This window comes from Paenibacillus sp. FSL M8-0142, assembly GCF_038597315.1.
GTDB lineage: Bacteria > Bacillota > Bacilli > Paenibacillales > Paenibacillaceae > Paenibacillus_AQ > Paenibacillus_AQ lactis.
In genome coordinates, this window is record NZ_CP152008.1 from 3,047,231 (window position 1) to 3,071,476 (window position 24,246).

Here is a 24,246-nt window from a genome sequence, read left to right on the forward strand (position 1 = left end):
GGAGTTTGGAGAACGATGAGCAATAACATGATCAAAGGCATTCGCCATCTCATCTTCTGGTTTGTCATACTGGCGGCGTGGCAGCTCCTGGCATGGGTCTACGGACCGGAAATTCTGCCGGGGCCAATCGATACGGGAAAAGGCGGGTATGAGCTGCTTCAAGACGGAACGCTGTTAAGCTACATCGGCATCAGCTCCTACAGGGTTCTGCTCGGTTGGACGCTAGGCAGCCTGATCGCGATTCCCGCAGGGCTCATTATCGGCAAGGTGAATGCCGTGCGAGCCATTGCAGAGCCTTTCCTGAATTTCATCCGCTTTATTCCGCCGATTGCCTTCATTACGTTATTTCTGGTCTGGTTCGGGATCGGGGAGACGTCAAAGGTCGCACTTATCTTGTACGCCACTTTTTTTATCGTGGTGCTGAACACGCTGACTGGCGTGTTGTCCGTGGAAGAGGACAAAATCCGTTCCGCCCGGAGCATGGGCGCATCCGAATGGCAAACGGTTCTTCATGTCATCATTCCCGCAACGGTTCCGTATATGTTCACGGGGGTAAGGCTTGCCATGGGGACGTCGTTCATGGCGATTATCGGAGCTGAAATGATTGCATCCAACGAAGGCGTCGGGTATTTGATCTGGAATTCCAGGCTGTTCTTCCGTACGGACTGGATATTCGTAGGCCTCTTCTGCCTCGGCTTAATGGGCTTTCTGACGGATCGCGCTGTGGCGCTGCTCGGCAGGAAGCTGTTATCCCGATACGGGGTGGTCAGCACCCAGGCGCTTCGACGTTAAGATTAAATGCATCCCCGTTAAACGCATCCTATTAACAGGATGCGTTTAATTTGTCTGATTCCCAGCATTATTCTCTATAATGAATCACCATGCTGAACTGGTTAGTCGTTTCGCCGGAGTTGTGATAAACATGAGGTTTATCGGCTTTAAAGCGAATCGAATCCCCGCGACGCACCGTGTATTCCTCGGTACTGATCCGAATCGTCAGTTCTCCTTCGAACACCGTAATAAATTCCTCCGTTCCGTCGATGTGAGCCTCCGCGCTTAAATATCCCCCTTGCTCCATCTGAAGCGAGTAGATTTCAAATCTGCGTCCGTCCTCAAACGGAAACAACGGATAGATACGGACCTTTCCATTATCCTCAACCAATGCTTGGACCTCATCGGCAGGTACGACAACGGTATCCGTTGCCGGTTCATGGATCAGGGAGGTGAATGAGATTTTCAGCCCATTGGCGATTTTCCATACGGTAGCAATCGAGGGGCTGGATTCGCCGCGTTCAATTTGGCCGAGCATCGTCTTGCTGATTCCGGTCAAATCAGCCACTTTGTCCAGGCTAAGCTTGCGTTCTTCCCTGAGCCGCTTCAAGTTTTGAGCGAGAATGCTGTTGATATGCTTCATGTTCGAGTGCCTCCTGCTGAACAAATTTTAGATTGTGCGTTATAACGCACGTAATGTATAATTAAACGTACATACGTTATAGTGCACACATCGTAAATTATATCATACAAAAAGAGGGGAGGAGGCGGCCATGCTCATACCTTTGCTTATGTTTGCTCTCGTTTCATCCTTTACGCCGGGACCGAACAATATTATCTCGATGACCCTGGCCCAAAAATACGGGTACCGGGCCGTTCTAAAGTTTATCGGCGGGGTTGCAGCGGGATGCTTCGTCATCATGCTGTTGTCCGGTTACTTCAATTTTGCGTTAAATCAATGGATTCCGAGGGTCAAGATCGCTTTGGATTTGTTGGGGAGCTTGTATTTGCTGTATTTAGCCGTCAAAATCATGAGAAGCAAGCCGCAGCAAAACGAAGACCTTGCCAGAGGCATGAATTCCTTCTGGTTCGGATTCTTCTTTCAATTCATCAATCCCACGGTGATTCTATACGGTTTTACGGCCATTTCGTCCTTCGTAATCCCTGTGGCGGATTCACGCATTCAATTGATCATGTTTTCATTACTGCTGACGGCCGTTGGGATTAGCGCCAACTTAACTTGGGCATTAGGCGGCAGGCTCCTCCAAAGTTTCCTTGACCGCCATGAGCGAGCATTCAATATTGCGATGGGGTTGCTGCTCATATACAGTGCGGTATCCATTTTCGCGAACTAGCCCAAGGGAGAGGCCAAATATCGTATAATGAAAGCGACGTCAGAACGAATGGGAGGGAGACCATGCGATCGTTCAACCCGCTGCAAGCTCCGATGATCGAGACTTCTCATCCGGACGCTTCCTACAGCTATCGCGAATTTCTGCCAAGTCCTGGACTGAGTCCTTATGTGGCCGCGTATTGGACACTGGATGTGCGGCCATCGGCTCGCCCGCCGCAGCATCGCATTTTGCCCGACGGATGCGTCGACATTATATTTGACCTCCATTCCCGTTCCGCCTCCGAATGCGCCTTCGTGGCAGGGGTTATGACTGTACCGGACGCGTTCTCCATAACGGAGGATCACTGCCTGTTCGGCGTCCGCTTCTATTCGGAGACGGTTCGTTTATTCACTCGCTTTCCCGTCTCGGAATTCCGGAATACGCAAGTGTTCTTGCATGAGATTTGGGGTAGGGACGCCGTCGAGTTCAGCGAGAGCATCATGACAGCTGCCGAGACGAGCCAGCGGATCGGGCGAATGGAATCTTATTTATGGAACAGGTTAAATCGGGCAGACTTCTCCCTTGACGAGCCGATTTTGCTGCATGGGCTCCGATATGTATACGAAGAGAAGGGGATGCTGAGCGTCAAATCCCTCTCGGAGAAGCTCCATTACAGCGAACGAACGGTACGTCGGGCTTTTCAAAAAGAGCTGGGCATCAGTCCCAAAGAAATGACGGACATCATCCGGTTTCAATATTTGCTGCGGGAGCTGCTTCATGCTCGATCCTTCCGGTTTCCGGATATCGCCGCTAAATACGGCTATTATGACCAGTCGCACTTTATCCACAGCTTCAAACGATTCTACGGCGCTTCGCCTCAGCAGGTGTTCCATGCCCCGTGCAGCCAGGGTTAGTGTACAAGATGTCCGTTTTTTACAATCCTTTACGGGTTATCGGAAGCGAAAATAAATAGTGACAGGAAGTTAAACCTGAAGGCGAAAGCCACACGTTTAGGAGGAATGTATCATGAAACCGCGTATATCTGTACTAACGCTTGGCGTTGATGACCTGGAGCGATCGCTGAAATTTTACTGCGACGGACTCGGCTTGCCGACTGAGGGGATTGTCGGAACCGAGTTTGAGCATGGAGCGGTTGCCTTTTTCGATCTGCAGGCTGGCGTGAAGCTGGCGATTTGGAGTCGCAAGGACTTGGCCGTGGAAGCGAATGTCCCGCATCATGCACCAAGCTCGACGGAAATGACGATCGGCCATAATGTCGGGAGCAAGAAAGAAGTCGATGAGGTCATGGAGCAAGCCGTAAAGGCAGGGGCAACCGTAACTGTCCCCGCTCAAGATACGTTCTGGGGAGGGTACTCGGGTCATTTCCTTGACCCGGACGGGCATCTGTGGGAAATATGCTGGAATCCGGCTTGGGAGCTGGAAGATTAAACGCCGTGGAATGATTGAGAACAGCGTACTGTAATAGGAGATAAACAGGGATAATGTAGGTAATGAAGAATAAGGTAAGCGATCAAGGATAACATAAGTGCAATCGCAGGCCAAGGCCTGCGATTTTTATATTTCAAGGCCAGGTGCTGGGAACGTCTGCAGGAGATCCTTTACTTCTTGAACGATTACGACTTGATAGAACGTCGCTTCGTTGTACAGCTGGCCGATCCGTCGGTATGTCTCGTCAAGGCGAGTCTGGTATTCATGCGCTTCTTTGTCCGGGTTCTCACGCTTGAACTGGTCCATGACCGCTTGAATATAAGCGGGACGGGCGCCCCATCGACCTAGGACCCTTCCATTGTCGTATCCATGAATTGCCGAAATGTTATGCCTTGGCCGATTTTGTCTTTTAGATGGATGAATGAGCTCATGTTATTCTTCCTCCCGACGCGAACGTTGTTGTTGCGGCTGGTCCTACCGATGCTCACGGTCACGACTCGATCATGCAAGGGAGAGACCGATGAAGGCGGATTCGGATCTAGTCGGTAAGCAAGTTCTATAATAAAATAAATCTGACTACTATAAAATGGTCAGTTTTTAATAAATCGTGCAGGTCACCTGTCCATGACATTAAAGAGGCCGGAGATATTATAAATTGCATATCACGCGACATTTCAAACACCAGATTGGGGGCAGCGTTCTTATGATCGATCTTATTCTACCGGAGCAAAGCGAGCAGCCTCTATACCAGCAATTGTATTTCCTCATACGCGACAGCATTCGAAGCGGGGTTATAGCAAACGGACAGCGGCTGCCTTCGGTAAGGTCGCTTCAAAATCAGTTGAATATTAGCAAAACCCCGATTGAAACGGCCTACCAGATGCTGACGGCGGAGGGCTATGTCATCAGCAAGCCCCGTTCCGGCCTGTATGCCGTTAACCCGTACCAACGCGAAGTGGCGCGACCTATAAGCGGGGAGGCTGCTAAACCTGCTGCGGCTGCACCAGTGCTAGGCACGGAATACAGCTTGCCTCCGGTTCAAGTTGATTTTAATCCGACAGCACTAGACCCGGGTGCTTTTCCAGTACGGATCTGGAATAAAATGCTCAAGGAATCGCTGGACCAACATCTGCAAGAAATCGGTCATTACGGTGATCCGCAAGGCGAATACGGTCTTCGTATGGTGGTTTCCGATTATTTGCGGAATTCAAGGGGCGTGCAATCTACGCCGGAGCAAGTCGTCATCGGAGCGGGCACGGCATACAGCATGGGGATTCTCTCCAAATTGCTTAAGGGCATCCAAGCGGTGGCATTCGAAGAGCCCGGCTACAGCCTTGTCCGTGATCAATTCCATTTGAACGGCTTTCAGGTCATACCGATCCCGGTCGGGGACTCCGGCATATCGATCACTGCGTTAAAGCGGAGGCAGGTACAGCTGGTGTATGTCACGCCTTCCCATCAATTTCCTACAGGGAGCATTATGCCATACCCCGAGCGGGAACGCCTGCTGCGATGGGCAGAGGACAACCATGCATATATCATCGAGGATGATTATGATGGCGAATTTCGTTACCATGGAAAGCCGATTCCTTCCCTCCAAGGTCTGGACCGGAGCGGAAGGGTGATTTACGCGGGAACTTTCTCCAAGGTGCTGACGCCGACGCTTCGGATGAACTATCTGGTTCTTCCGCCGGATTTGATGAATCGGTTGAAGAAGATGCCGCATACGTTGTTTTTTGCTCCGTCCCGGGTTGAGCAGTGGGCGATGGAGTCTTTTTTCAAGGAGGGGCATTGGTACCGTCATATCCGCAGAACGAGAAGCTTGTATCGGAAGCGGCATCGACACCTAATTGACATCCTTCATACTTATCTTGGCAACCATGTGGAGATCTCCGGCCAGTATTCGGGATTGCATATCCAGCTGACGATTAAGAAGCATGTCACGTCAGAGGAGTTGATTCGCCTTGCGGCGGAACAGGGAGTAAGGGTTTATGATCTGCGAAAGATGTGGATCGGGCAAACGCAGGATGCCGGACAGTACCCGAGACTATATATGGGATTTGCGGGGTTGCGGGAGGAAGAGATGGAGTACGGAATCCAGCTGCTGCGTAATGCCTGGTCGCTTGATTAATGAACCGCCGCGTAACCCCGTGACCTAACCTCCGTGATCAAGAAAATGGCGTAAAATCAGGCTTTGAGGCGCGACGGCAACTGTCTCTTTAAATCTGCCTTTTCTGACCATTTCCTTAAGGTCAGAAGCGATATAGCATATATTACAGATGGCTGATCACAGAGGAGTGGAGATATTGATTACGGATGCGGAAGTCAAATCATATTTAAACCGATTGGGAATTTACGATAGAAAGGCTCCAACACAAGCGTTTTTGTTCGAGCTTCATCAAGCACATGTAGAGCGAATTTCTTGGCAAACCGTCGATATTTTTGCGGGTAAACCGACCGTTATGGACGTGCGGAGTTCCATTCAGCTGATGCTGAGCCGGCGCAGCGGGTACTGCTTTCATCTGAACGGCGCGTTCGGCACGCTGCTTCAGGCTTTGGGTTATAAGGTACGGTGGCATCGGGCGGGAGTACAGCCGATCGGGCAAGAGCCGCGAATTAACGGATTTCATCTAGGGATTACCGTGAGCTTAGCCAATGACGACGGACAAGAAGAGCCATGGATCGTTGATGTCGGATTAGGTGATATGCCTTATGAACCGATACCGTTAAGATATGGGACATATCGTCAAGGACCGTTCTCTTACAGCCTCATGGAGTCCGCTGTGGTACAAGGAGGCTGGCGTCTGACGCATGATCCTGCCAATTCCTATGTTGGGATAGATTATGCTCCTGATGTGGTTGACACCCTGGATGTTTTCACAGCTAACCATAAATTCTACAGCCGATCCCCCGAGTCGCCTTGGCGCGACCTGTTCATTGTAAGGCAGCGGAGCGTGAACAGAATCCATGAGCTCAAAGGCCGGATATTGAAGTCATGGGATGAAGCGGGCATGCATTCCTCAGAAATCGTAAGCAAGGCTCAGTGGAGAGAAGTGCTGGCCGATCTATTCCATGAGGAACTCGTCCATTATTCGGAGCTGGAGCGTGAAGGGATATGGGACAAAATTACCAGACTCCATGAACGTTGGCTAAGGGAGATGGAGGAGCAGAAATATCGTACTGGAAGCATATGAGCCTTCTTCATCGCTGGGCTCGCCCCCAGATGAAATGATTATAACCGTTCTCGAACTTGCGGCCTTTCCGCTGCTGATGTTATGATGATTCCCACCATACGAAGTTCATGGCAAAACTTCGGTAACCATTGCAAGGGAGCGAATCAACATGGCAACGATCGAAGATTTTTTGAAGCTGGATATCCGTGTTGGAACCGTCGTGGACGCCGAGCCTTTCCCGGAAGCCCGCGTTCCGGCGATTAAAATGAAAATTGATTTCGGTCCTCTTGGAATCAAGCGGACTAGCGCGCAAATTACGCGCCGATACGACGCCGGGGAGCTGATCGGCACCCAGGTAACGGCGATTGTGAATTTTCCGCCGAGACGCATTGCAGGCTTTGAATCCGAGGTGCTGGTCTTGGGCGGAGTTCCGGAGAAGGGAGATGTTGTCCTGTTGCGGCCGGAATACAAGCTGCCCGACGGCACCCCAATTGCATGACGATATCGAAGAAAAGGCCCGGGGCTTAGCTGCTCGGAGCCTTTTTTAAATGGTTGAACCGAGTTGTTTCCATAGCTGCCGAATGCCACCCGATATGTTATGCAAGCGTTCTCGATCATCTTCTCCGCGAGATGGGAAACGCTTATTTTGAAACAATTATCAACGAGACGGCCAATAACAGCAGGATGGCGAATTGCCGCCAGGGGCGTTGTTTTATTCGTTCGGTTATCATAAGATGGTAACTGGGAAGGTTTTCTAAATGAACCCATAGGGTTAGGAGGGGGATCCATGAACGCAGGCTTCTATCACCATGACGACGAGGTGTCATCCGGCTGGACCTTTGCACAGTATGCGGTGCTTGTTTTTCTCCGTTTTCTGACGCGACGCAAAGTTGCTCGGATCAACGAGGAATGCGATCGGCTGAGAGAAAAGATCCTGGAGCAGAAGAGGCTCCATGTTAATGATCGGATCTTGCATCATGAATGAACCCCTGGATCTCAAAGACGTGACGATCAGCAGCGACCCTTCCTTGCTGGATACAGCAGCCATCTTAAGATTTCTGCATGACAGCTATTGGGCCAATAAGCGGTCCCGATCTAAAATCCTGGATTCATTGAAGGGCTCGGTTTTATTATAACGAGCGGCAAATCGGCTTTGCCCGTGTGGTCACCGACGGGGCGACCGTGTATTGGTTATGCGACGTCTACGTGGATCCGGCTTACCGGGCTCAAGGCGTAGGCAAAAAGCTAATCGCAACGATTACCGGACATCCGGATTACCGAAATTTATTCGGCATTTTGGCAACAAGGGATGCGCACGGTCTGTACGAGCAGTTCGGCTTCGTGCGGGATCATGGCAAGACGCTGACAAGAACTCCGGATTTTTTGAGAAAATAAGGGCCTTATTCAGGAGGTAAACCATGATTCTATGGATTAACGGAGCTTTCGGCTCCGGGAAGACGCAAGCTGCACACGAGCTTCATCGCAGATTGCCGAATTCGTATGTGTACGATCCGGAAAATGCCGGCTATTTCATTCGGTCAAACCTGCCGCCGGATGCCAAGCGGGATGATTTCCAGCATTACCCGATGTGGCGTGAGTTTAATTACGCCATGTTCAAGCACATGGACCAGGAGTCTAACCGCATCATCATTGCGCCAATGACGGTAACCAATCCGGAATATTTCGATGAAATCGTAGGAAGGCTCCGCCGGGACGGTGTGGATGTTCGGCATTTTACCTTGTGTGCTTCAAGGGAGGTCCTCCTTAAGCGCCTTCGTAGCCGTTATGAAGGAGCGAATTCATGGGCAGCCCAGCAGATTGACCGATGCATCAGCGGATTATCGCAGGAAGTATTCCGGCAGCATATCGATACGGATCGGCTATCCATCGATGAGGTGGTTTCGGTGATTGCCGAACATGCCGGCATTCAGCTGCTACCCGATCGTCGAAGCCGTACGAGAAAACAGCTGGACCGCATGAAAACGAAGCTTTCCCATGTTCGGTTTTTAGGATAACTTAAGCGAAAGATACAAGTATAAAACCAGAAACTAGCGAAGAACCTGACCAGGGGCTTCGTTTTTTTGTTTTATACAGTATTTTCATCATCAAAGGAAAATAAGTTAACCGCTTCTAAATAATTTGCATCCGTTTAAAAAATCGAAAAACAAGGATAACCACAAGGAATTTTGACGTTGATTTTGTTGTGGTTTGCGTAAGAACGGCAAAATCGTATTGACAAATGCCTAATGATGGATTATTTTTTGTACATAGCTATTAAAGTTTACCTAAGGCAAAATAATTGGTACAAGGAATTACATTTGGTTTGATGCAGGATGGAATTGACGGGAGAAGCACATTGTCATGTTCGAACAAGGCAATACGTTGGAGGAGGAGAAATGGAAGATGAAAACCAAATTGTTCAGTAAAACGACGAAAATGCTGGGAGCGGTCATGCTGAGTCTGGTACTCGTGCTATCCGGATGTGCTTCCGGTGAGCCGCAGACGAACCAAGCATCAGGGGATCCTGCAGAGAAAATCCAAATTGTGACGACGATTGGTCAGATTGCAGAGCCGATTACCGTCATCGGCGGTGACCGGGTAGAGGTCCAAAGCCTGATGGGGCCCGGGGTTGATCCGCATTTATACAATGCTACGCAAGGAGACATTCAGAAGCTGCAAGGCAGCGATGTCGTATTTTACAGCGGCCTGCATCTCGAAGGAAATATGACGGAGATCTTTGAGCAGATTGGTAAAAATAAACCGGTGCTGGCCATTGCGGATGCGATCCCGAGGGATCAGCTGCTTGAGGATGAAGGTAAGGCGATTGATCCCCATGTCTGGTTTGACATCGACCTATGGAAGCTGGCGCTGGATTCGGCTGTAGAAGAGCTGAAAGCCTTCTCGCCTGATGATGCCGAATATTTTGAACAAAACAAGCGGGATTATTTCGCCAAGCTGGATGAACTGAAGGCAGAAGCTAAAGACAAGATCCGTCAAATTCCTGAAGCTCAGCGGGTTATCGTTACTGCGCATGATGCGTTCGGATATTTTGGCCGCATGCACGGCATGGAGGTCGTCGGGCTGCAGGGACTTAGTACTGAGGATGAGATCGGTCTTTCGGACATCAACGGGACGATCGATACGCTGCTTGAACACAACATCCCCGCCGTCTTTATTGAAAGCAGCATCAACCCGGCTTCCATCAACGCGGTCATTGAAGGAGCAGCCAAGAAAGGGCTCAACGTGAAGCTAGGCGGAGAGCTTTTCTCTGACGCAATGGGGGAAGCAGGGACGACGGAGGGGACCTACATCGGAATGTATCGCCATAACGTTGAAACCATTTATCATGCATTAACAGGAAGCGGTGAATAAGATGAGTGTGCTGAAAGTTCAAGGCTTGCATGCATCCTATCGTAAAAATAAGGTGCTTCATGATGTTTCGTTCGAGGTGGAGCAAGGTTCGTTAACCAGCATTGTCGGTCCCAACGGGGCCGGCAAATCCACGCTCCTTAAAGTGATGCTGGAGCTTCATCCGAAGCTCTCGGGAGACGTATCGTTCTTCGGATCAACGCTGAGTCAGACCAAGACGAGAGTCGGCTACGTGCCTCAACGCGGATCGGTGGATTGGGATTTTCCAACCAATGCGCTCGACGTTGTCATGATGGGACTCTACGGGCGCGTCGGGTGGTTGAAATGGCCGAACAAGAGCCATAAAGAGAAGGCGATGGCGTCCCTTGCGCAGATGGGCATGGCCGATTTTGCGGATCGGCAGATCAGCCAGCTGTCCGGGGGACAGCAGCAGCGCGTGTTTTTGGCAAGGGCTCTTGTGCAGGACGCCGATCTGTATTTCATGGATGAGCCGCTGGCCGGAGTGGACGCTGCGACGGAACGTGCGATTATGACCACGCTGAAAAATTTGAAAATGTCGGGAAAAACCGTGATGGTTGTCCACCACGATTTGCAGACGGTCGAGGATTACTTCGATCACGTTCTGCTCCTTAACCGTACCGTCGTTGCCCACGGGAAGACGGAGGACGCGTTCACCAAGGACAACGTATACCGGGCCTATGGCGGTTCCCTTCGCTTCATGAAGGAGGCGTAACATGTGTTGAATTCATTGCTGTCTCCAAATACACAATGGGTGCTGCTCAGTACCTTGATTTTGGGCATGGCGGCCGGCATGATCGGCTGTCTTGCGTATTGGAAGAAACAAAGCCTCATGAGTGACGCGCTTTCGCATGCTGCCCTTCCGGGCGTGGTTGTGGCTTTCGCGCTGACCGGTACCAAAAATCTGCTGTTCATGATCATCGGAGCCGCGGTCAGCGCGTTGATCGGCGCTTGGTTAATCGGATGGATCCGCTCCTCCAGCCGGATCAAGGAGGATACGGCGATGGGCATGATCCTGTCCGTATTTTTCGGACTCGGAATCATGCTGCTCACGATCGTCAATCGTACGGCTGGAGGCAACCAGAGCGGACTGGATAATTTTATTTTCGGTCAGGCCGCGTCCATGGTCCGTAAAGACGTCTTTACCATGCTTGCCCTAGCCCTGTTGGTCATCGTGATCGTGACGGTCGCTTTCAAGGAATGGAAGCTGTTTTTGTTCGATCCGGACTTTGCCCGCGGGCTCGGACTAAGCAGCCGATGGATGAACGCGATCTACATGGCGGTCCTCGTCCTCGTGATCGTAATCGGCATTCAGGCCGTAGGTGTCATCCTGATGGCGGCAATGCTGATCATACCGGCTGTTAGCGCAAGGTACTGGACGCAATCGTTCAGAACGATGGTGATCCTGTCCGCGATTTTCGGCGGTGGCTCCGGTCTGATCGGAACCTTGATCAGCACGCTCGGCAAAGGCTGGCCGACGGGCCCGTTTATCGTGATAGCCTCCTCGGTATTATTCACCGTGTCGCTCGTGTTCGGCTCGGAGAAAGGGCTGCTGATTCAGGCACTCCAGCTGCGATCCGAGAAGAAGAAGCAGGTGGAGGATCCAAGCTCAAGCTGGACCAAGGTTCCGGCCATCAGGGAGGGGGAGTAAACGATGACATATACGGGCTGGATATTGCTTACTGCTTCGTTGGTCGGTTTGTCCTGCGGCATTGTCGGGGTGTTTCTCATATTGCGAAGAATGGCCATGATGGCCGATGCCATTAGTCATACCGTGCTGCTCGGTATTGTAACCGCCTTTCTGATTACGCGGGAATTAAACGGACCTCATATGCTGATCGGGGCGATCATTACCGGCCTTCTAACGGCCCTCCTCGTACAGTGGTTTCATTCCCGGGGGGTTCAGCAGGATGCCTCGATCGGAGTGGTGTTTACGACATTGTTTGCCATCGGCGTCATTCTGATTGCTACCCAGGTCGGCAATGCCCACTTGGACACCAAGCACGCGCTGATGGGCGAGATTGCGTTCGTGCCCTGGGAGGTCATGAATGTACCGCTTCTTGGCGAAGTGCCTAAGGCAACCTTCATGCTGGCTGCCGTGCTGCTGGTCGTGCTGGTGGTCATCCTGGCCTTCTACAAGGAATGGAAAATCACCTCCTTCGACCCGGCCTTAGCCGCCAGCATCGGCATACCGGTTGTGCTCTTGCATTATGTGTTTATGTCGATGGTGTCGATCACAACCGTTGCCTCGTTTGATGCCGTCGGGGCGATTATGGTCGTCGCCATGCTCATTACTCCTGCTGCAGCGGCATATCTATGGACAGATAAGCTGTCCATTATGCTGGTGCTCAGCGGCGCCTTCGGTGTGATTTCTGCCTTCGCGGGCTATTACGTCGCCGTATGGCTGGACACGTCCATTTCGGGATCGATGGCTTTCGCGACCGGGATCGTCTTTCTTGTAAGCTTCCTGCTGTCGCCGAAGCATGGCGTGCTGTCCCGGTATTTATATCGTTATGAACGGCCCGATCAAGAGGAACAACAAATCGATGCCGTTTCGTGAGCATCCTTGGCACATTAGATCATCGCAGACCCCATCCTTGGAAGCTGAGCAGTTAGGAGGGGGAGGGCTGACCATTAAATATAAATAATCAAGCACCCACTCTTGGGGGTGCTTTTTTTCATTTACAAAAACAAAGTTATGTTATATTAATATACTAATTATACTATTTAAATTATAAAGGTTGTGATGTGCATTGAAATCCTTGCCGCTGTACAAAAAAATTCAGGAAGACATCAAGCGGCTGATCGCCATCGGCAAGCTGCGGGAAGGTGACCGGGTCCCTTCGGAGAAGGAGCTGTCCGAGCGGTACCGCGTCAGTCAAATTACAAGCAAAAACGCGCTGGTCGGACTGATGGAGGAAGGGCTGCTCGTCCGGATTCAAGGGAAAGGGACCTTTGTCATGAGCAGGCCGGAGAACGCTGCCGCGCTCGATCAGTTGGGCGAGTGGACGGCGGGAGCAGGCAGAAGCGGCCGGATCGGGCTGGTGCTGCCGACGATGAAAACCAAAGTGGACCAGCGCTTTCTGGATAACATTGAAAAATACGCCACTGCCGCAGGGTATGAAGTGATGCTGAGAATTACGCGCGAGTCGCAGCTTGAGGAGTCCAAAGTCATTTCGTCCTTTCTGAAGCAGGGAGTGGACGGCATGATCATTTTTCCGGTTGAAAACGAGACATATAACGATTCGATACTGAGGCTTTCGCTGGATCGATTCCCGTTTGTCCTGATTGACCGGTTCTTGAAGGAGATCAAGACGTACAGCGTAAGCTCGGATAACATTAACGGCACGAGGGAAGCCGTCGCGTATCTGCTGAACAAAGGCCATTCGTCCATCGCTTTCATCTCGCCGGAAATTACGAATACCGTAACGGACGAGAGAGCGCAAGGGTTTGAGCAGGCTTTCCTTGAGCGCGGATTGTCGATCGACAAAAGCTTATGGTGTCTCCTTCCGTTGGATGAGATAGCTTCGGGTCAATCCGTCGAACACATTCAGGATTTTTTGGACGGCAGTCCCGCTATCACCGGGGTCATCACAGCCAATACGGAGCTGTGCAGAAATGTTTATAGAGCCGCTGTCGCCTCACGTCGACGGGTGCCTGACGATCTGGAGCTGATTACGTTCGATCCGCCGGATCTGCCGAACGTTCCGTATATTCGGCAAAACGAGGAGGAGATGTGCAGGCTGACCATCGAGCTGCTGACCGAGCAGATTGAAGGGGCCTTTGAGGCTAGAAGAATCGTTGTGCCGGTCCAGCTTGTAAAGGAATAAAGCGATTCTTATGCGAAGTATTCAATCTCTTCAATTTTATAATAAATTGAGTATATAAAAGTATATTGTTATAAGTTATTATGACTTCGTAAAGCGCTTACAATATACCTTGAAGAAGAGGGGAATCGCATGAAATCGAAGAGCAAATTTGCAGGTATGATCATGCTGTTACTGATGTTTGCGTTATCCGCTTGCAGCGGAGGCGGAAGCGGTCCAAACGGCGGAGCTTCCTCCAACAACCCGGACAGCTCGGCGCCAAGCAATGAGGCTGCCGCCGGGACGGACAAAAAGGAGCCCGTGACGATCGAGTTTATGGGCCATGGCAATCCGAACGAAAAGAAAATTTTCGAAAAGCTGATCGCTTCCTTCGAGGAGAAGTACCCGCATGTCACCGTCAAATATACATCGGTGCCTCCGGGCGAGTACTCGCAGAAGATGACAACGCTGATCAGCTCCGGCAAGGTGCCTGATGTATTCTACGTCGGCGGGCCCGAATTCTATCGGTTTGCAGAAGCCGGAACGCTCCTCAATATTCAATCCTATCTGGACCAGACGACGTTGTTTAAACCAGACAACGTATGGAAGCAGGCGATGGACCGTTACCGCTTCGACGGAAGCAAGGTCGGTACCGGAGACTTGTACGGACTGCCGAAGGATGTTGGCCCGTGGGCATTTGTCTACAATAAGGATTTGTTCGATCAAGCGGGCGTGGCGTATCCATCCGCAACAGCCGGAGAGTGGACATGGGACGACATGCTCGAAGCAGCCAAGAAGCTGACGGTTGACAACAACGGCGACGGAAAGCCGGAGCAGTACGGGGTTGGCGCATACAGCCTGGAGTCCGCGGTTTGGGCCAACGGCGGCGAGTACATCGATTACGACACCGGTACCGTGAAAGTAAATGAGCCTGCGTTTTATGAGGCGATGCAATTCGTAGCCGACCTGAATCTGAAGCATAAGGTCAGCCCGAATCAGGAAGCTGAGCAAGCAATGAATGCTTACACCCGCTTTATTAACGGACAGCTGGCCATGTTTGCGATGGGTCCTTGGGATCAGCCGGCATTCTGGGAGCTGCCGTTCAATTGGGATATTGCGGCATGGCCGGCAAGCCCGAACACGGGACAAACGGCGACCTGGCTCGGTTCGATGGGATTTGCCGTATCGGCGAAATCCAAGCACCCTCAGGAAGCGTTCGATTTGGCGGCGTTCCTGTCGTTGGATGAGCAAGGACAGCGCGAAAACTACCAGCTCGGGCAAGCGGTTCCCAACCTGATCGACATGGCCGAAGGCGAGTTTATGGAAATGGATAAAGGGCCGCAAACACGTCAAGTATTTCTGGATATTATCCAAGATTACGGTCGTCCGGACGTGATAGCCTTCTCGAAGGATACGCAATGGATGGATGCATTTAATCAGAACGCGAGCAAGGTATGGAACGGCGATATGTCGGCCAAGGACTTCACGGCTGAAATCCAGCCGAAGATGCAGGAGCTGTACGACAAGGGAAATAAATAATGGCGCAAGGGGGCGGCCGGCTGCTGTTGCCGGCGCTCCCCGCTATATGAACAACGCCCTGTCATAAGGAATACAGGCGAAGGTGGAATGAATATGGGAACGAAGCTGCTCAGCGGCTATCGCAGAAAGGAACTGGCTTGGCTGTATCTGTTCGTCGCTCCGCCGGTCCTCGGATTTCTTTTGTTCGGCCTCGTGCCGATCTTGTTCTCGATCTATATTAGCTTTCATAAATGGGATATGCTGTCCGATCCGCAGTGGATGGGATTCGCTAATTATAAGGATCTTCTGGCCGACGAAAAGGTGTTCAAATCTCTGTATAACACCGTGTATTTGATGATCGGCATACCGATCGGCATGGTGCTGTCGCTGCTGCTGGCGATCTTGATGAACCGCAAAATCGCGGGCATCTCGTTCATGCGCACGATCTATTATCTGCCGGTCATCTCGCCGATTATAGCGGTATCGCTGCTGTGGCAGTGGATTTTGAACCAGGATTACGGGCTGCTCAACAACTTCCTGTGGGAGGTGTTCGGGATAACCGGGCCTAACTGGCTGGGCAAACCCGAGTGGGTGAAGCCTTCGCTGATCCTGATCGGGCTGTGGAGCGGCATCGGGGGGAACATGGTGCTGTACTTAGCGGGACTGCAGTCGATCTCATCAACGTATTACGAAGCTGCGGAAATCGACGGCGCCGGAGCATGGCATAAGCTGACGCGAATTACGATCCCGCTGCTTACGCCGATTCATTTTTTCGTCATCGTTATGGGTATCATCGGGGCGTTCCAGTCGTTCAGCCAAATCTATGTGCTGGCGGTCGACGGCGGACCGGAATATAGCGGCGCTACGGTCGTCTACTACATATTCCAGCATGCGTTCGAGTATTTCAACATGGGATATGCGAGTGCGGTTGCATGGGTGCTGGGTATTTTGATTTTCATCGTCACGCTGATTCAATTCAAGCTTTCCAATCGATGGGTTTATCAGGACTAGGGGGGATTATCGTGAGACGGGAAAGATGGACCGACCTCTGGTCGCTGCTGCTGTTACTGTTCGGCTCGGTGTTTATGGTCGCGCCGTTCCTTTGGACCATATCGACTTCACTTAAGGATCGGCGAAACGTATTTGAAATTCCTCCGCAGTGGATCCCCGATCCGTTTACGTTTGGCAACTACGCGAAGGTGTGGCAGGAGTCGCCTTTGCTTAACGGGTTTATGAACAGCTTGATCATCGTCGTAATCGTCCTGACGGTCGGCATGCTGGTATCCGCCATGTCGGCGTATGCATTCGGGAAATTTGAGTTTCCATATAAAGGGGTGCTGTTCCTCGGTTTGCTCGGAACGATGATGATTCCTTATTCCGTTGTCATGATTCCGCAATATATCGGTTTTTCCAGGCTGGATTGGGTAGATACGCTGCTGCCGCTCATCATACCCGGCCTGTTCGGAAACATCGTCGTCATCTTCTTCATACGGCAGTATCTGCAGAGCGCGATGCCGACGGAGTTGATCGAAGCGGCGAAGATCGACGGCTCCAGCTTCCCGGGAATCTTCTTCAAGATCGCGCTGCCGATCATGAAGCCAGCGCTGGCGGCTCAAGCAGCCCTGAGCTTTATGGGCATTTGGAACGATTTCCTCGGCCCGCTGATTTACTTGCATACGCCCGAGAAGCAAACGATCCAGGTGCTGATCGCTTCCATGCAGGCCATGTACATCGGTCAGTCGGACTATCCGATGATCATGGCCGCCGCCATCATCGCCATGGTGCCGGTGATCATCGTATTCTTTTTCTGCCAGCGATACTTTATCGAATCGATGGCGATCAGCGGAATCAAGGGGTGAGGCGTATGCCGATAAGCATACCGCGCCTGCGGAAGATCGCCAGATCCCTTGGAGCATTAGGATTAGCGGCCGGATTGGCAATGTCGGGTTGCAGTACAATCACGAAACCGGAGGCGGTCGATATGGAAATTTACAAGAACCAAACGTATGCCAATCCTTTTCCATCCTTAGAGGAAGAATGGGAGGATTACGGCAACGGAGATCCATACGTGCTGCGGCATGACGGCCGCTATTATCTGTATGTCAGCACGAAGGATCACCGGACGGGAATCAAGGCGTGGATGTCGGATAATCTGGTCGATTGGCGGTATGCGGGGCTGGTGACCGAAGATCCCGTCTCGACCGGCGCCTATGCGCCGGAAGTCATTTACTGGAACGGCTGGTTTTATCTTTATACTTCTCCGGCAGGCAGAGGTCACTTCGTGTTCCGGAGCGAATCGCCGACAGGCCCGTTCGAACGAATCACCGAGAATGTCGGCATGAGCATCGACGGCTCGGTGTTCATCGACGATGACGGAACCTGGCTGTTTACGCATGCAGGCTCCTCGGGCATTGTTGGCGTTCCCATGAACGGTCCTGCCGATTTCGGGGTAGGCCAAACGATTCCGGGCCCATACTTAGGCCACTGGACCGAAGGGTCCATGATTATTAAACGTAACGGAACCTATTATATGACCTATACCGGCAATCACGTATTCAGTAAAGGTTATCGCATTAACTATGCCGTGTCCCATGATTCGCCGCTTGGTCCGTATACCGTTCCGGTCAACAACCCGCTCGTCATCAGCACCAAGCCGGACTTCTACGGACTCGGCCACAGCTCAACCGTCCTTGGTCCCGACCTGGATTCATATTATCTCGTATACCATAACCTTACGGGAAGATCCCAGGAAGGCCCGCCTGTCCGCCGTATGAACATCGATAGGCTGGTCTTCAATGGAGACAGGATGGAGCTTCTCGGACCGACGAACTACGAACAGCCTGTTCCGAGAGGGCCGGTCTTTGCCGACAGACTGGATGGAGCTGACATCGACGAAGCATTGTGGGAGGCTGAAGAAACAGCAGGGAGCGGTCGAATCATCAGCAAGGAGAGCACGGGTCCAATCTTTACGGCTGAATATAATTTGGTACCGTCTCAGGAGCGCGCTGCCGCATTGTTTGCCTATGAGGATGCGAATCAATACGGATTCGCCGAAATTGAGCCGAAGGATAACGTGATTTCCTTGGGGACCGTGGTGGACGGAAGGCGTCAGGTGCTTGCCGAGACGAAGATCCCTCAAGACATGGATTGGTCTAAGCTGCACACCATTCGTGTCGAGCGTGGAGAAGAACGGCTCCGGGTTTATCTGGACGGCATGCTGAGGCTGGATGAATCGGCGGACTCGTTCGGCCCAGGCAAAATCGGATATCTGTACGAGGAGGGCGAACCGGGCCTTTCGTATACGGCGTTCTCGAATCACGCTTCCGGCACCAGCGACTTTGATACGGCTAAGCCGCTTCCTGGCAGCATCGAGGCCGTTCATTATTTAAGCGGCGAAGGCAGGGGCTTTTCGGTCCGTCACCCCTCAGCTTCCAGTGAATGGCGCCGTTCGGACGGAACGGCAATCAAGCTCGCAGAGGATGGGAGCTATTCGGCCGCACTGACGGAAAAAGGCGACTGGCTGCGCTACGCGGTGAACGTCTCCGAATCCGGCACGTATGGGCTGGACCTGACGGTCAAGTCCGGCGCGCATCCATCGGCCATCAAGGTTCTTGTGGACGATAAGGTAGCCGGAAGCTATAAAGTCGATGGCAGCGATTACTCCGGCAGCGAGCCTTGGGTGAAAATCCGGGTTGGATCGCTAAAGCTCGAAAAGGGGTTTCGTAGCCTTACCATTCAATTGAACAGCGGCCAAACGCTGGAGTGGACAACGATGGATCTTGAACGGGTCAATGAAGAAAAGTTCAAGGTCGAGGGTGTTCTGGAACAAGCAAGCGCCGAGGATATTCATGGCCAATGGGTTGAAACGGATGGAAGGTATGCCGGCACAGCCGATTCCGATGCCAAGATGTATGGAGGAAGTCCTCAGTGGACCGACTATCGCATCCGGACGACCGTGAAGCTTGGCGATGACCCGTCCGGTCAGGCGGGCGTGCTCTTCCGAGTGACGAACGAGTCGGATTTCCGGGATCAAGTGAGCGATTCGTTGATGGGATATTTCCTTGCCGTCAGCGCAACGAAGCTTGAGCTGTACAAACATAATTACGATTCCGAGCTTCTGCAAAGCGTGAAAATTTCGCTGGAGCCTAATGAGCTAGCAAGCTTAAGCATTGAGGCGGTTCGCGGCGAAATCCGAGTTTATGCGCAGGACGGGAAAGAACCGGTCCTGACGTACGAGGATCCGCGGGCTTTCATGCAGGGGAGAGTGGGCATTCGGTCGGTTCATGCGGAGCAGATCGAGGTCGGGGACATCACGGTAGAGTCCATAGCTGTGAAATAGAAACATAAACTAACAGAAGATGGAGAGTGGAACAGAATGTCTAGCTCGCACAAGTATATTAAGGACTATCCCAGACCGCAATTGGTACGTGAAGAATGGGAAAATCTGAACGGGGAATGGGATTTTCGGTTCGACGACGCATTGGAGGGGGAAAGCGGCAAGTGGTTCGAACGATTAGATGCTGACCGCAAAATTACGGTCCCCTTCACATTTGAAACGAAGGCCAGCGGCATAGGAGACGAAACATTCCATCCTTGCGTGTGGTATGAGCGGTCGGTTACCGTTCCTAATGAGGCAGCGGGAAAGCGGATCCTGCTGCATTTTCAAGCCGTCGATTACGCGGCGACTCTATGGGTCAATGGCAGGAGGATCGGCACGCATGAAGGAGGATATGCCGCATTTTCGTTCGATATTACCGAAGCGGTTGAGCTTGGCCGGGAGAACAGGATTACCGTTCGAGCTATGGACAGCAACAGCTGCATGCAGCCGCGCGGCAAGCAGCGCTGGATGAAGGACAGCTTTGGCTGCTGGTACGTGCAAACCACCGGCATTTGGCAGACCGTGTGGATGGAATACGTGAACCCGGTCCATATCCGCAGGGTGAAAATTACGCCGGAGCTGGAACGGGGGGCGGCGAACTTCTGTTATGAATTGGGGAATACAGGGCTTCGTTACGACGGATTAACCCTTCAGACGATCGTCCGGTTTGACGGAAAGCTGATCCGATCTTCGGAAACGAACGTCGAACGCAGTACGGTAACGGTCGACGTCAATGTCGTGAACGAAGCGGCGGGTGAATGGAAGATCAAGCCTTGGCACCCGGATCATCCGAACTTATACGACGTCGAGATGATTCTTAAGCAGGACGGGCAACCGATCGACACCGTCTATTCCTATTTCGGCATGCGAAGCATCCGGATCGTAGGAGATCAAATCTTGCTGAATCATACGCCGCTTTATCAGCGGCTGCTGCTGGACCAAGGGTATTGGAGCGAGACGCATCTGACGCCTCCATCGGAGGAAGCGCTGCTGGAAGACATCGACAAAACGCTTGCGCTCGGTTTTAACGGTGTGCGCAAGCATCAGAAGCTGGAGGATCCCCGTTATTTATACTGGTGCGACCGCAAAGGTCTTCTGGTCTGGTCGGAAATGCCGTCAACCTACGAATTCGGCGACGATGCCGTGGAGCGCTTCACGAATGAATGGATGGCAATCGTTCGGCAGTATTATAACCATCCTTCCATTATTACCTGGGTACCGTTTAACGAGTCATGGGGAATATCCGAGATCTTTACCGATCGCATGCAGCAGCAGTTTACGGAGTCGATTTATCATCTGACCAAGGCATTCGATCAAATGCGGCCGGTGATTGTGAACGACGGATGGGAGCATACGGTATCGGATATTATTACGCTTCACGACTATGAAGAGCTGGGCGCCATGCTGGAAGAGCGTTATCGGGACAAAGACGCACTCTTAGGCAATGCGTTCGCGCATAACAAGCATCGATACCCATTTGCGCAGGGCTATGGCTATCGCGGTCAGCCTGTCATTATCAGCGAATACGGCGGCATCGCCTTTACAAGCGAAGAGGGCTGGGGCTACGGGAATCAGGTTCGCAGCGAAGAGGAATTTTTGAAACGTTACGAAGGCATTACGCAGGCGATAAAAAGCTTGCCTTACGTGTGCGGATTCTGCTATACGCAAATTACGGACGTGCAGCAGGAAGTGAACGGCTTACTGACAATCGAGCGCAAGCCGAAAGTGAATATGGACTCGATTCGAAGCATAAACCTGGCATGAGCAACTTGAAGCATTGAAGCCTTGCGACCCAATCTCCGGGAGCAATCTCTCTTGAAGATTCAGATTCGCAGATCCTAACGCCGAAAGCTTTTATCTGGAAGTAAACCACGGATGATTACATCTGTGGTTTATTTTTTTGTTGTGATCCAGCCAAATTACCGTCGTTCATAAACAAAGCTTGGACAAATCAAACGAATTCCAGCTCCAGTTAAGAAGTTCCGTTTTTTTCAAGGAAGAGTTCCTACATGCAGTTTGAACTAGAAACAATTATTTTTGGAAAATCAATTATATACATTGACATGTATATACGTATATGTGTATATTAGGTGCATGAGCAGAACCTGCAGACACGATGCCAGACCTCTCCAGAACTTAGGTGATTGGCTGGATTCTACCCATATCTGCGGGAAGAGGGTCTCGCCTTTTCCGAGGGATATTGCTCGAGTATCTAAAAGGAGGATGACTTATGACGGCTATCAACAGTTTTGCCGCAAGCTACCTGCAGAACCATCGAACCATCTGGAACGAGCGGCTTGACCAACTGGACAATTACCTAAAAAGGATGATCGCCGATAAGAAGAAAGATCAATCATAAGAAATAACCAATTAAACAATGAAAGGAGAATGAAAAGTGACTGATCTTCAATCGCTGGATCGTTTAGTCGGTACATGGCAAATCAGCGGAGGGGCAGAAGGCACCGTAACCTATGAATGGATGGAAGGCGGATATTTCTTGATACAACGCGTTCAGCTTATGCAGCATGGACAAGAAGTGAAAGGCATTGAGATTATCGGGCATTTAAAGCCATTTGGCGAAGAACCTAGCCATGACATCAAATCACGGTATTATGATACGATGGGCAACACATTCGATTATGTTTACGAAATGGAAGGGGACACGCTAATCATTTGGGCCGGCGAGAAAGGCTCGAATACTTACTTCAAGGGAGCATTCAGTTCAGACGGGAATACGAATACGGGCGCATGGACCTATCCAGGTGGCGGCGGATATGAATCGTCGATGAGGAGAATTGCAACTGTTGGGGGGATGACAAATGGCTAAACTGCTAGTTACAGCAAAACCGGTATCTGCGAATGCTTCCAAATTCGCCTTCGGATCGGTATTATGTGGAACGCTGTTCGTCCTTATTCTTGCCAGCCTGCATGTGCTGGAGCCGGAGTTCGATCCTACATGGCGTTTTATTAGCGAATATGCGCTTGGCAGCGTTGGATGGCTCATGCAAGTCGCATTTGGATTGTTGGCTGCTGCACAGATTGGCGTTGCAATTGCAATTTTCCCGCAAATTCGCTCCATAACGGGATACATTGGGCTTGCTATCCTTGCTATAAGCGCGGCGGGCGTCTTGATCGCGGCCGTATTCGTCACCGATCCGATATCCGTGAGCCCGGAGGCTGCAACGTTCAGCGGAAAGATGCATTCCATTGGCGCCATGCTCGATTATACGCCGGTCGCGGCTCTGCTGCTAAGCCTGGCGTTAACTCGTAGCAAACCATGGAGACCCGTTCGTAGACGGCTGCTCGTTAGTACCGGGATTGCGCTCGTCGCCATGCTCGCATTCGTCCTGCAAATCCCTCAAGACGGCCGGTTTGGTCCTGATATTCTGGCAGGTCTGTTCGGACGATTCTTGATTATTGCCGACATCGCATGGCTCTTGATCGTCGGGGTGCATGCGCTCAAACTCCGCAAGCAGGGAGGGGCATGAGCAAGCTTGTATCGTTGATACCAACGGGAGGCGGAGTTGAGCCGGCGAAAACATCAGCGTTCGCTTGATTGATATCTGCAAAACGATAACGTTATGTTCATAGCCGCGTTTGTTCTAATATAGTTCTATATTTAGATGAAAACCCAAGTTCATGGACAGTTGACATATCGACAAGAACTTGGGTCTTTTGCTATGTCATTATCAAGTTATATGATAGCGGAATTGCAAAGGGTGGCCTCGCAGTACGATTATTTTTACTCATTGGGTTGAAATTCCAGCTCAACTTTTTTATAATGAGTAAAAACTCACTCAAAAAAGGAGTTATGATTTTGCCACGTACCAAAGAGCAGTATGAAGAAATGCGGAATGCCACCAGAGACAAGATCCGTTCAGCGGCGATGCAGCTGTTTGTTCATCAAGGATACGGCTCGACGAGTGTTCAAGACATCGCGGATACGGCTGGCATTAGCATCGGGTTACTGTATCGGCATTACAGGACAAAGGATCAGTTGCTTAACGAATTGGTCGGCTATGCAGTCGAAGGGTTGAAACGCAATATTCGTTCATTCGAGTCGGATCAATCCCCTAAGCAGTTAATTGCCCAGTTTATCGATGAAGTTTACACCGACCTGTCGAACGGGGAGGAGCTTGCCAATTTGCTGATCTTAATCAATCAAGCGCTGTTCGCAAGTGCAGGCACGGACTCCCGATTGCATGAGGAGATTCTCCAGGTCAATGCCAGATTGCTTGATGCAACGGCTCAGCTCATTCGTAAGGGGCAGCAGCTTGGAGAGTTCCGCTTGGGAGATGCGAAAGAGATGGCCGTCTATTTTTACGCCTCCATTCAGGGTTTGGCCGAGATGAAAATCCTGCTCAAGAGCAACTTTCAGATGCCCTCGCCGTCGGTCATGACAGCATTTCTATTTAAGGTAGGGGAGTGAA

At 51.3% G+C, this 24,246-nt stretch carries 26 protein-coding genes; 25 read left to right on the forward strand and 1 reads right to left on the reverse strand.

From position 1 onward, the window contains the following. Window positions 1–15: 15 nt before the first annotated feature. Window positions 16–792: an ABC transporter permease gene (locus NSQ46_RS14225; RefSeq protein WP_342576888.1), complete on the forward strand. Its 777-nt coding sequence runs from the start codon at window positions 16–18 to the stop codon at window positions 790–792. A 67-nt stretch (window positions 793–859) separates the two neighbouring features. Here NSQ46_RS14225 and NSQ46_RS14230 read toward each other — a convergent pair whose 3' ends face one another. After that, on the reverse strand, window positions 860–1,414 hold the full coding sequence (locus NSQ46_RS14230) for an XRE family transcriptional regulator (RefSeq protein WP_007128283.1): 555 nt from the start codon (window positions 1,412–1,414) through the stop codon (window positions 860–862). A gap of 130 nt (window positions 1,415–1,544) precedes the next feature. On the opposite strand from NSQ46_RS14230, the gene NSQ46_RS14235 reads away from it, so the two are divergent. The 24 genes from NSQ46_RS14235 (at window position 1,545) to NSQ46_RS14350 (ending at window position 24,245) form a co-directional block, all read left to right on the forward strand. Then, complete coding sequence (locus NSQ46_RS14235) at window positions 1,545–2,126, forward strand: LysE family transporter (RefSeq protein WP_342576889.1); 582 nt, start codon at window positions 1,545–1,547, stop codon at window positions 2,124–2,126. Window positions 2,127–2,188: 62 nt separating this feature from the next. Then, a complete protein-coding gene (locus NSQ46_RS14240) occupies window positions 2,189–3,019 on the forward strand; it encodes a helix-turn-helix transcriptional regulator (RefSeq protein WP_342576890.1) in 831 nt (276 codons plus the stop codon). Between the two features lie 112 nt (window positions 3,020–3,131). Further along, the gene (locus tag NSQ46_RS14245) at window positions 3,132–3,554 is read left to right on the forward strand and encodes a VOC family protein (protein ID WP_342576891.1); all 423 of its coding nucleotides are present in this window, start codon (window positions 3,132–3,134) and stop codon (window positions 3,552–3,554) included. Between the two features lie 177 nt (window positions 3,555–3,731). After that, window positions 3,732–3,902: a hypothetical protein gene (locus NSQ46_RS14250; protein ID WP_208604277.1), complete on the forward strand. Its 171-nt coding sequence runs from the start codon at window positions 3,732–3,734 to the stop codon at window positions 3,900–3,902. Window positions 3,903–4,257: 355 nt separating this feature from the next. Further along, window positions 4,258–5,685, forward strand: a complete 1,428-nt coding sequence (locus tag NSQ46_RS14255; RefSeq protein WP_342576892.1) for a PLP-dependent aminotransferase family protein — start codon at window positions 4,258–4,260, stop codon at window positions 5,683–5,685. Between the two features lie 148 nt (window positions 5,686–5,833). Next, window positions 5,834–6,748, forward strand: coding sequence for an arylamine N-acetyltransferase (locus tag NSQ46_RS14260; RefSeq protein WP_040738127.1), 915 nt, complete (start codon window positions 5,834–5,836; stop codon window positions 6,746–6,748). 148 nt (window positions 6,749–6,896) lie between these two features. Beyond that, the gene (csaA, locus tag NSQ46_RS14265; protein WP_007128277.1) at window positions 6,897–7,226 is read left to right on the forward strand and encodes a chaperone CsaA; all 330 of its coding nucleotides are present in this window, start codon (window positions 6,897–6,899) and stop codon (window positions 7,224–7,226) included. A gap of 288 nt (window positions 7,227–7,514) precedes the next feature. After that, the gene (locus NSQ46_RS14270) at window positions 7,515–7,712 is read left to right on the forward strand and encodes a hypothetical protein (protein WP_007128276.1); all 198 of its coding nucleotides are present in this window, start codon (window positions 7,515–7,517) and stop codon (window positions 7,710–7,712) included. Window positions 7,713–7,909: 197 nt separating this feature from the next. Further along, the gene (locus NSQ46_RS14275; protein ID WP_312889613.1) at window positions 7,910–8,122 is read left to right on the forward strand and encodes a GNAT family N-acetyltransferase; all 213 of its coding nucleotides are present in this window, start codon (window positions 7,910–7,912) and stop codon (window positions 8,120–8,122) included. A 23-nt stretch (window positions 8,123–8,145) separates the two neighbouring features. Continuing rightward, window positions 8,146–8,742, forward strand: a complete 597-nt coding sequence (locus NSQ46_RS14280; RefSeq protein WP_007128273.1) for an AAA family ATPase — start codon at window positions 8,146–8,148, stop codon at window positions 8,740–8,742. Between the two features lie 388 nt (window positions 8,743–9,130). Then, complete coding sequence (locus tag NSQ46_RS14285) at window positions 9,131–10,099, forward strand: zinc ABC transporter substrate-binding protein (RefSeq protein ID WP_040738227.1); 969 nt, start codon at window positions 9,131–9,133, stop codon at window positions 10,097–10,099. A gap of 1 nt (window position 10,100) precedes the next feature. Then, a complete protein-coding gene (locus NSQ46_RS14290) occupies window positions 10,101–10,829 on the forward strand; it encodes a metal ABC transporter ATP-binding protein (protein ID WP_007128271.1) in 729 nt (242 codons plus the stop codon). Between the two features lie 3 nt (window positions 10,830–10,832). Continuing rightward, on the forward strand, window positions 10,833–11,765 hold the full coding sequence (locus NSQ46_RS14295) for a metal ABC transporter permease (protein ID WP_007128270.1): 933 nt from the start codon (window positions 10,833–10,835) through the stop codon (window positions 11,763–11,765). A gap of 3 nt (window positions 11,766–11,768) precedes the next feature. Next, entirely contained in the window at window positions 11,769–12,674 is a 906-nt protein-coding gene (locus tag NSQ46_RS14300; protein WP_007128269.1) for a metal ABC transporter permease, read from the forward strand. Window positions 12,675–12,867: 193 nt separating this feature from the next. Then, window positions 12,868–13,944, forward strand: coding sequence for a GntR family transcriptional regulator (locus NSQ46_RS14305; protein WP_007128268.1), 1,077 nt, complete (start codon window positions 12,868–12,870; stop codon window positions 13,942–13,944). Between the two features lie 129 nt (window positions 13,945–14,073). After that, window positions 14,074–15,459 (forward strand): sugar ABC transporter substrate-binding protein, encoded by a 1,386-nt coding sequence (locus tag NSQ46_RS14310; protein ID WP_007128267.1) that lies wholly within the window; start codon window positions 14,074–14,076, stop codon window positions 15,457–15,459. Window positions 15,460–15,552: 93 nt separating this feature from the next. Next, a complete protein-coding gene (locus NSQ46_RS14315) occupies window positions 15,553–16,449 on the forward strand; it encodes a sugar ABC transporter permease (protein ID WP_028405137.1) in 897 nt (298 codons plus the stop codon). Window positions 16,450–16,460: 11 nt separating this feature from the next. Continuing rightward, window positions 16,461–17,297 (forward strand): carbohydrate ABC transporter permease, encoded by an 837-nt coding sequence (locus NSQ46_RS14320; RefSeq protein ID WP_007128265.1) that lies wholly within the window; start codon window positions 16,461–16,463, stop codon window positions 17,295–17,297. Window positions 17,298–17,302: 5 nt separating this feature from the next. After that, window positions 17,303–19,777 carry a family 43 glycosylhydrolase gene (locus NSQ46_RS14325; protein ID WP_342576893.1) on the forward strand — a complete coding sequence of 825 codons (2,475 nt, stop codon included), beginning with the start codon at window positions 17,303–17,305 and terminating at the stop codon, window positions 19,775–19,777. A gap of 36 nt (window positions 19,778–19,813) precedes the next feature. Continuing rightward, a complete protein-coding gene (locus NSQ46_RS14330; RefSeq protein ID WP_342576894.1) occupies window positions 19,814–21,580 on the forward strand; it encodes a sugar-binding domain-containing protein in 1,767 nt (588 codons plus the stop codon). Between the two features lie 466 nt (window positions 21,581–22,046). Then, window positions 22,047–22,175: a hypothetical protein gene (locus tag NSQ46_RS14335; protein ID WP_007128262.1), complete on the forward strand. Its 129-nt coding sequence runs from the start codon at window positions 22,047–22,049 to the stop codon at window positions 22,173–22,175. Between the two features lie 36 nt (window positions 22,176–22,211). Then, window positions 22,212–22,643 (forward strand): hypothetical protein, encoded by a 432-nt coding sequence (locus NSQ46_RS14340; RefSeq protein WP_342576895.1) that lies wholly within the window; start codon window positions 22,212–22,214, stop codon window positions 22,641–22,643. After that, a complete protein-coding gene (locus NSQ46_RS14345) occupies window positions 22,636–23,304 on the forward strand; it encodes a DUF998 domain-containing protein (protein WP_342576896.1) in 669 nt (222 codons plus the stop codon). Before NSQ46_RS14340 ends, NSQ46_RS14345 begins: the two co-directional genes overlap by 8 nt. Window positions 23,305–23,633: 329 nt before the next feature. Then, window positions 23,634–24,245 (forward strand): TetR/AcrR family transcriptional regulator, encoded by a 612-nt coding sequence (locus NSQ46_RS14350; RefSeq protein ID WP_342576897.1) that lies wholly within the window; start codon window positions 23,634–23,636, stop codon window positions 24,243–24,245. Window position 24,246: the final 1 nt, after the last annotated feature.